The 7,298-nt window shown below is 62.8% G+C and carries 6 protein-coding genes; all 6 read right to left on the reverse strand.

The features are described 5' to 3' along the window. Positions 1-98: 98 nt before the first annotated feature. On the reverse strand, positions 99-1,616 hold the full coding sequence (gene atpD, locus L981_RS17980; protein WP_043619145.1) for a F0F1 ATP synthase subunit beta: 1,518 nt from the start codon (positions 1,614-1,616) through the stop codon (positions 99-101). 24 nt (positions 1,617-1,640) lie between these two features. After that, entirely contained in the window at positions 1,641-2,522 is an 882-nt protein-coding gene (locus L981_RS17985) for a F0F1 ATP synthase subunit gamma (protein WP_043619147.1), read from the reverse strand. A gap of 27 nt (positions 2,523-2,549) precedes the next feature. Further along, positions 2,550-4,079 (reverse strand): F0F1 ATP synthase subunit alpha, encoded by a 1,530-nt coding sequence (gene atpA / locus L981_RS17990; RefSeq protein ID WP_043619148.1) that lies wholly within the window; start codon positions 4,077-4,079, stop codon positions 2,550-2,552. After that, entirely contained in the window at positions 4,079-4,639 is a 561-nt protein-coding gene (locus L981_RS17995; protein WP_305728137.1) for a F0F1 ATP synthase subunit delta, read from the reverse strand. Before L981_RS17995 ends, atpA begins: the two co-directional genes overlap by 1 nt. A 263-nt stretch (positions 4,640-4,902) precedes the next feature. Then, a complete protein-coding gene (locus L981_RS18000) occupies positions 4,903-5,289 on the reverse strand; it encodes a hypothetical protein (RefSeq protein WP_043619162.1) in 387 nt (128 codons plus the stop codon). Positions 5,290-5,427: 138 nt separating this feature from the next. After that, positions 5,428-7,298: primosomal protein N' (locus L981_RS18005; RefSeq protein WP_043619170.1), on the reverse strand; the 1,871-nt coding region annotated here is incomplete at its 5' end.

Genomic DNA, 7,298 nt, shown 5'->3' on the forward strand with positions numbered 1-7,298 from the left:
CGCCACCTGAGAGGCGGCTGTGCATGTCTTCCCTATCCTTGCGAAAGGACAGGATGAAAGCCTCGGCGCTTGTGCAGCGCCGAGGCTTAACAGTGCTATCAAGCGGCTTCAGCAGCCAGCTTCTTGGCCTTTTCAATCGCTTCTTCGATCGAGCCAACCATGTAGAAGGCAGCTTCCGGCAGGTGGTCGTACTCGCCGTTGACCAGGCCCTTGAAGCCCTTGATCGTGTCTTCGAGAGCGACGAGCTTGCCCGGCGAACCGGTGAAGACTTCGGCGACGAAGAACGGCTGCGACAGGAAGCGTTCGATCTTACGAGCGCGAGCAACAGCCAGCTTGTCTTCTTCAGACAGTTCGTCCATGCCCAGGATGGCGATGATGTCCTGGAGAGCCTTGTAGCGCTGCAGGGTCGTCTGCACCTTACGCGACACTTCGTAGTGCTCTTCGCCGACGATCATCGGGTCGAGCATGCGCGAGGTCGAGTCGAGCGGGTCAACGGCTGGGTAGATACCCTTTTCGGCGATCGAGCGCGACAGAACGGTCGTTGCGTCCAGGTGGGCGAACGAGGTTGCCGGCGCCGGGTCGGTCAAGTCGTCGGCCGGAACGTAGATGGCCTGAACCGAGGTGATCGAGCCCTTGGTCGTGGTGGTGATGCGTTCCTGCATCTGACCCATGTCGGTCGCCAGCGTCGGCTGGTAACCCACGGCCGACGGGATACGGCCGAGCAGAGCCGACACTTCGGAGCCTGCCTGGGTGAAGCGGAAGATGTTGTCGACGAAGAACAGAACGTCCTGGCCCTTGTCGCGGAAGTCTTCAGCGATCGTCAGACCGGTCAGAGCGACGCGAGCGCGGGCGCCCGGCGGTTCGTTCATCTGGCCGTATACGAGGGCAGCCTTGGAGCCTGCACCGCCGCCGTGCTTGTTAACGCCGGACTCGATCATTTCGTGGTAAAGGTCGTTGCCTTCGCGGGTACGTTCACCCACGCCTGCGAACACCGAGTAACCACCGTGCGCCTTGGCGACGTTGTTGATCAGTTCCATGATGAGAACGGTCTTGCCGACGCCTGCGCCGCCGAAGAGGCCGATCTTGCCGCCCTTTGCGTAAGGAGCGAGAAGGTCGACGACCTTGATGCCGGTGACGAGGATCTGCGCTTCCGTCGACTGCTCGACGTAGGACGGCGCTTCCTGGTGGATGGCGCGCTTGCCGGAGGTGACGAGCGGACCGGCTTCGTCAACCGGCTCGCCGATGACGTTCATGATGCGGCCGAGCGTTTCGTCGCCAACCGGAACCGTGATCGGTGCGCCGGTGTCGGTAACCGACTGGCCGCGAACCAGACCTTCGGTCGAGTCCATGGCGATCGTGCGAACGGAGTTTTCGCCGAGGTGCTGTGCGACTTCGAGAACGAGGCGGTTACCGTTGTTGTCGGTCTCCAGCGCGTTCAGGATCTGCGGAAGCTGGCCTTCGTCGAACGCGACGTCGACGACGGCGCCGATGACCTGCGTTACGCGACCGACAGCGCCGGTTGCGGCTGCTGCTGCGGTCTTGGCGGAAGCTGCCTTCCTCGGTGCAGCGGGCTTCTTCTCCGCTGCGGTTTCTTTCGGGGTAGCTGCCTTAGCCATAATCCTTACCCTCTTCTCGTGACCTTAGAGCGCTTCCGCGCCCGAGATGATTTCAATGAGTTCCTTGGTGATCTGAGCCTGGCGCTGACGGTTGTAGTTCAGCGTCAGCTTGTTGATCATCTCACCAGCATTGCGCGTCGCGTTGTCCATCGCGCTCATCTTGGCACCCATTTCGCCTGCGACGTTCTCGAGCAAGGCCCGGAAGATCTGCACCGAAATGTTGCGCGGAATGAGATCGCTGAGGATCGCGCCCGCGTCCGGCTCATATTCGTAGACAGCCGAAGCATCCGATGCTTCCGCTGCGACCGGGCCGGCCGAAGCGGGGATCAGCTGCTGAGCCGTCGGAATCTGGGCGATAACGGACTTGAACTCAGAATAGAACAGCGTGCAGACATCGAACTCGCCCTTTTCGAAGAGCGCGATGACCTTGTGGCCAATCTGGTCGGCGTTTTCAAAGCCGATCTTCTTGACCTCACGCAGGTCGACACGATCGATGATCAGCGACGCGTATTCGCGGCGCAGAATATCGAAGCCCTTCTTGCCGACGCAGATGATCTTGACCGTCTTGCCGGCTGCAAGCAGCTTGCGAACGTGGTCGCGGGCATGACGGGCGATCTGCGAGTTGAAGCCGCCGCAAAGGCCGCGTTCAGCCGTGCAGACGACCAGAAGGTGCGTATCGTCCTTGCCGGTTCCGGTCATCAGCGCAGGCGCGCTGTCGTCCGCGCCAACCGCCTGGGCGATGTTGGCGAGAACGGCAGCCATACGCTGCGAGTAAGGCCGGGCGGCCTCAGCCGCCTCCTGCGCACGCCGAAGCTTCGCCGCGGCGACCATTTTCATCGCCTTGGTGATCTTCTGCGTCGCCTTGACGGAGGCGATCCGGTTCTTCAGATCCTTAAGTGAAGGCATCCGTTATCCGTCCTAACTGAAATCCGCTCAGGCGAAAGACTTGGCGAAGCTGTCGATTGCAGCCTTCAGCTTGCCCTTGACGTCGTCGGAGATCGCCTTGTCCTTGCGGATGGTTTCCAGGATGTCCTTGCCTTCCGAACGCATGTACGAAAGCAGGCCCTGCTCGAACTTGCCGACCTGGTTGACCGGCAGCTTGTCGAGGTAACCGTTGACACCTGCGAAGATGACAGCGACCTGCTCTTCCGTCTTCAGCGGCGAGAACTGCGGCTGCTTCAGGAGTTCGGTCAGGCGGGCACCGCGGTTCAGCAGGCGCTGCGTAGCGGCGTCGAGGTCCGAGCCGAACTGCGCGAAGGCGGCCATTTCGCGATACTGGGCGAGTTCGCCCTTGATCGAGCCGGCAACCTGCTTCATCGCCTTGATCTGCGCGGCCGAGCCAACGCGGGAAACCGACAGACCGACGTTAACGGCCGGACGGATGCCCTGGTAGAACAGGTCGGTTTCAAGGAAGATCTGGCCGTCGGTGATCGAGATCACGTTGGTCGGGATGAACGCCGAAACGTCGTTGCCCTGCGTTTCGATGACCGGCAGAGCCGTCAGCGAGCCAGCGCCCATGTCGTCGTTCAGCTTTGCAGCGCGCTCGAGCAGGCGGGAGTGCAGGTAGAAAACGTCGCCCGGGTAAGCTTCGCGGCCCGGCGGGCGGCGCAGCAGCAGCGACATCTGGCGGTAGGCAACGGCCTGCTTGGACAGGTCGTCGTAGCCGATGAGAGCGTGCTTGCCGTTGTCACGGAAGTATTCGCCCATGGCGCAGCCGGCGAACGGTGCGAGGTACTGCATCGGAGCCGGATCGGAAGCCGTTGCAGCAACGATGATCGAGTACTGCAGGGCGCCGCGCTCTTCCAGAACCTTCACGAACTGGGCAACCGTCGAACGCTTCTGGCCGATTGCGACGTAGACGCAATACAGCTTGTCACCATCCGGACCATTGTCGTGAATGGCCTTCTGGTTGAGGATCGTGTCGAGGATGATCGCGGTCTTGCCGGTCTGGCGGTCGCCGATGACGAGCTCGCGCTGGCCACGGCCAACCGGGATCAGAGCGTCGATGGCCTTGAGGCCGGTCGACATCGGCTCATGAACCGACTTGCGCGGAATGATGCCCGGAGCCTTGACGTCAACGCGTGCGCGCTGCTTGGCGTTGATCGGGCCCTTGCCGTCGATCGGGTTGCCGAGCGCGTCGACGACGCGGCCGAGCAGCTCCGGACCAACCGGAACGTCCACGATGGCGCCAGTCCGCTTGACGGTGTCGCCTTCCTTGATGTCACGGTCCGAACCGAAAATAACGACACCGACGTTGTCGGCTTCGAGGTTCAGCGCCATGCCGCGAATTCCACCCGGGAATTCGACCATTTCGCCTGCCTGGACATTGTCGAGGCCGTAGACGCGGGCAATACCGTCACCGACGGAAAGCACCTGACCGACTTCGGAGACTTCTGCTTCCTGGCCGAAATTTTTGATCTGATCTTTAAGAATTGCGGAAATTTCCGCGGCGCGGATATCCATCAGCCGACCTCTTTCAGTGCAAGCTTAAGGCTAGAGAGTTTGGTGCGAAGGGAAGTGTCAATCTGGCGGGACCCGACCTTGACGATCAGACCTCCAAGAATAGACGGGTCGACGGTGACGTTGACCGCCACGTCTTTGCCGGTGACGCTCTTCAGCGTCGCCTTCAATTCAGTTTCCTGCGCTGCGGAGAGCGCATGGGCCGACGTGACGTCGGCGGAAATTTCGCCACGATGGCGCGCGGCGATCAGGCGGAACGCCTTGATCATGCCCGGCAGCGCGAAGAGGCGGCGATTGCGGGCAACGACCTTGAGGAAGTTGCCGACGAGCCCGGAGATGCCAGCTTTCGCTGCAACAGCCGAAATGGCCTTGAACTGGTCGTCTGCAGAAAAGACCGGGCTGGCGATCAGCCGCTTCAGATCGTCGCTACCGTCGATCAGGGTCTGGACGCGGGTGAGATCCGCACCGACTGCCTCGACCGAACCGGCGCTGAGCGCGAGTTCAAAAAGCGAGGACGCATATCTTTCTGCAACACCGGAAATAAGCTGGGATGTGTCTGCCACGGGCACAAGCTTCTCTCAATTTCATCCAAGAACGGTGCTGGCGGTGGGCCGTCAACTTAAGTTCTTGAATTTGCTGCAATAATTTGCAGGATATCGAGGCCTGGCGACCCACTTCCCCCGCAATTCGCGGTTCGTCTAGCATAGGATGTTTGGACTCGCAACACGCGAACGGCAGGAATGCGGCATAAGTCGGCCACCTTTGGCCGAATTTTGCCGTAAATTCGGTCCTGCGCTGTGAATCGCGGGGATGCCCGCAATCGCGATCAGATCATGCCGAAGACATAGCCGAGCGGAAGGATGGCGAGCGCCGCCTGAACGATGAGCGCCGCCCAGTTGTAGAGCGTGCTGCCATTGTCGCTCATCATGGAGAGGATTCGGCCGAAGGCGGCGAGCGCAAAGGCAGCCCCGACAGCCAGATAAACCATCGGCTGGGCGAGCAGAATGGCGGCGAGGCCAAGTCCCAGATGCATGCCGCCCATGGTCGAGCGCGCCTCGGCTAGGCCGCCCCGCCGTCCCTCGGCAATGCCGATGCCGGCCAAGCGAAAGGTCAGCCGCGGAGCAAACAGCATGACGACGCCGATCAGCGCTGCCGCCGCCGCCGCACAGAAGGCGAGGAACTCGCCGGTTTCCGTCGGAATATAAAACTCCATGCCCGTTCCCGCAGATGAGCCCGTTGTCATGCCGCCCCGTCGTCGGCCGGAGCGATGCGTTCCTGACCTCTAGCGCATGTCGCCCCGGTTGTGAATCGCCCACGGGCGCTTGAACGCAACGATCACAGGAAACTTGAACTACAGGAAGCTTTGGGGATCGATGTCGAGCTGGACGCTGATCGAGCCACGCTCCTTGGGGCCGGCGGCGATCATCGCCTTGACGAAGGCCTGCATGTCGCTGTTGCGCCGGCCATGCACCAGGAGCCGGAAGCGATGCCGCCCACGCACCAGCGCCAGCGGCGCCTCGGCTGGACCGAGGATGGAAATGCCATCCGTCCTTGGCGCTGCCATCCGCAAGCCGCGCGCATGGCCCTCGGCATCCTGCCGGGTGTCGGCCGAAACGATCAGCGAAGCGAGCCGGCCGAACGGCGGCAGCAGTGCCTTTTCGCGCTCGGCGATCTCGCGGTCGTAGAAAGCGTCGGCATCGCCGGACACGATCGCCTGCATCACCGGATGCTGCGGCTGATAGGTCTGCAGCAATCCGAGGCTTTTGAGACCCGTTCGGCCTGCTCGGCCGGTCACCTGCGAGAGCAGCTGGAAGGTCCGCTCCGCCGCGCGTGGGTCGCCGTTCGCAAGACCCAGATCCGCATCGACGATGCCGACCAGTGTCATCAGCGGAAAGTTATGGCCCTTGGCGACGAGCTGGGTGCCGATGACGATATCGGCCTCGCCACGCGTGATGGCTTCAAGCTCCAGCCTCAGCCGTTTGACGCCCATCAGGTCGGAAGAAAGCACGATGGTGCGCGCCTCAGGGAAATGCCGCTCCACCTCTTCGGCGATGCGCTCGACGCCGGGGCCGCAGGCAACGAGATGATCGAGCGTGCCGCATTCCGGGCAGGCTTCCGGCGTGCGCTCGGAATAGCCGCACTGGTGGCACTGGATCTGCCCGCGGAAGCGATGCTCGACCAGCCAGCTCGAACAATCCGGGCACTGGAAGCGATGGCCGCAGACGCGGCACAGCGTCAGCGGCGCATAGCCGCGACGATTGAGGAACAGCAGCGCCTGTTCGCCGCGCTCGATCGCCTTGCCGACTTGGTTCAAGAGCACCGGCGAGAGAAACCCGCCGCGTGCCGGCGGATGCTGGCGCATGTCGACGACGCCGAGCCGCGGCAGCGCCGCATCGCCAAAACGGGTCGGCAGGTGGATCGGCTTGTAGCGCCCGACGTCGCCATTGACCCGGCTTTCGAGCGACGGCGTCGCCGAGACGAGCACGACGGGAAAGCCGGTGATGCGACCACGAACGACGGCCATGTCGCGCGCATTGTAGAAGACGCGATCTTCCTGCTTGTAGGCAGGGTCGTGCTCTTCGTCGACAATGATGAGACCCAGTTCCTCGAAGGGCAGGAACAGCGCCGAACGGGCGCCGGCAACGACGCGGACCGTGCCGGTCGTCACCTGGCGCCAGACCTTTTCACGGGTGCGGGGAGCCAAGTCCGAATGCCACTCGGCGGGCTTGGAGCCAAAGCGATCCTGGAAGCGTTCGAGGAAGCTCGACGTCAGCGCGATTTCCGGAAGCAGGATCAGCACCTGCTTGCCCGCCCGAAGGGTCGCAGCGATCGCCTCGAAATACACCTCGGTCTTGCCCGAGCCGGTAATGCCGTCGATCAGCGATACCGAGAAGCCGCCATCCTCGACCGCTGCCAGCAGATCGGCCGCTGCATCCTTCTGCGGGCCTTCGAGCCGGGGGGCGGTAAAATCGGGATCGGGCAAGGCGACGACCGGCGGCGGCGCCATGAAGACGGTCTCGAAGACGCCTTGCTGGGTCAGCCCTTCGATCACGCTCGACGACGTGCCGGCTGCGTGCGCCAGACCCGAGCGTGTCCAGGAAAAGCCGTCGCTGGCGGCAGCGATCACCCGTTCGCGCGCCGCCGTCATGCGCTCCGGTCGCATCTCCGTGAGACGCAGCGCCTCCACCATCGGCTCGGGATCGAACGCGGCGGGTGCGCGAA

Origin of the sequence: Ensifer sp. ZNC0028 (assembly GCF_000799055.1) — a bacterium.
GTDB lineage: Bacteria > Pseudomonadota > Alphaproteobacteria > Rhizobiales > Rhizobiaceae > Ensifer.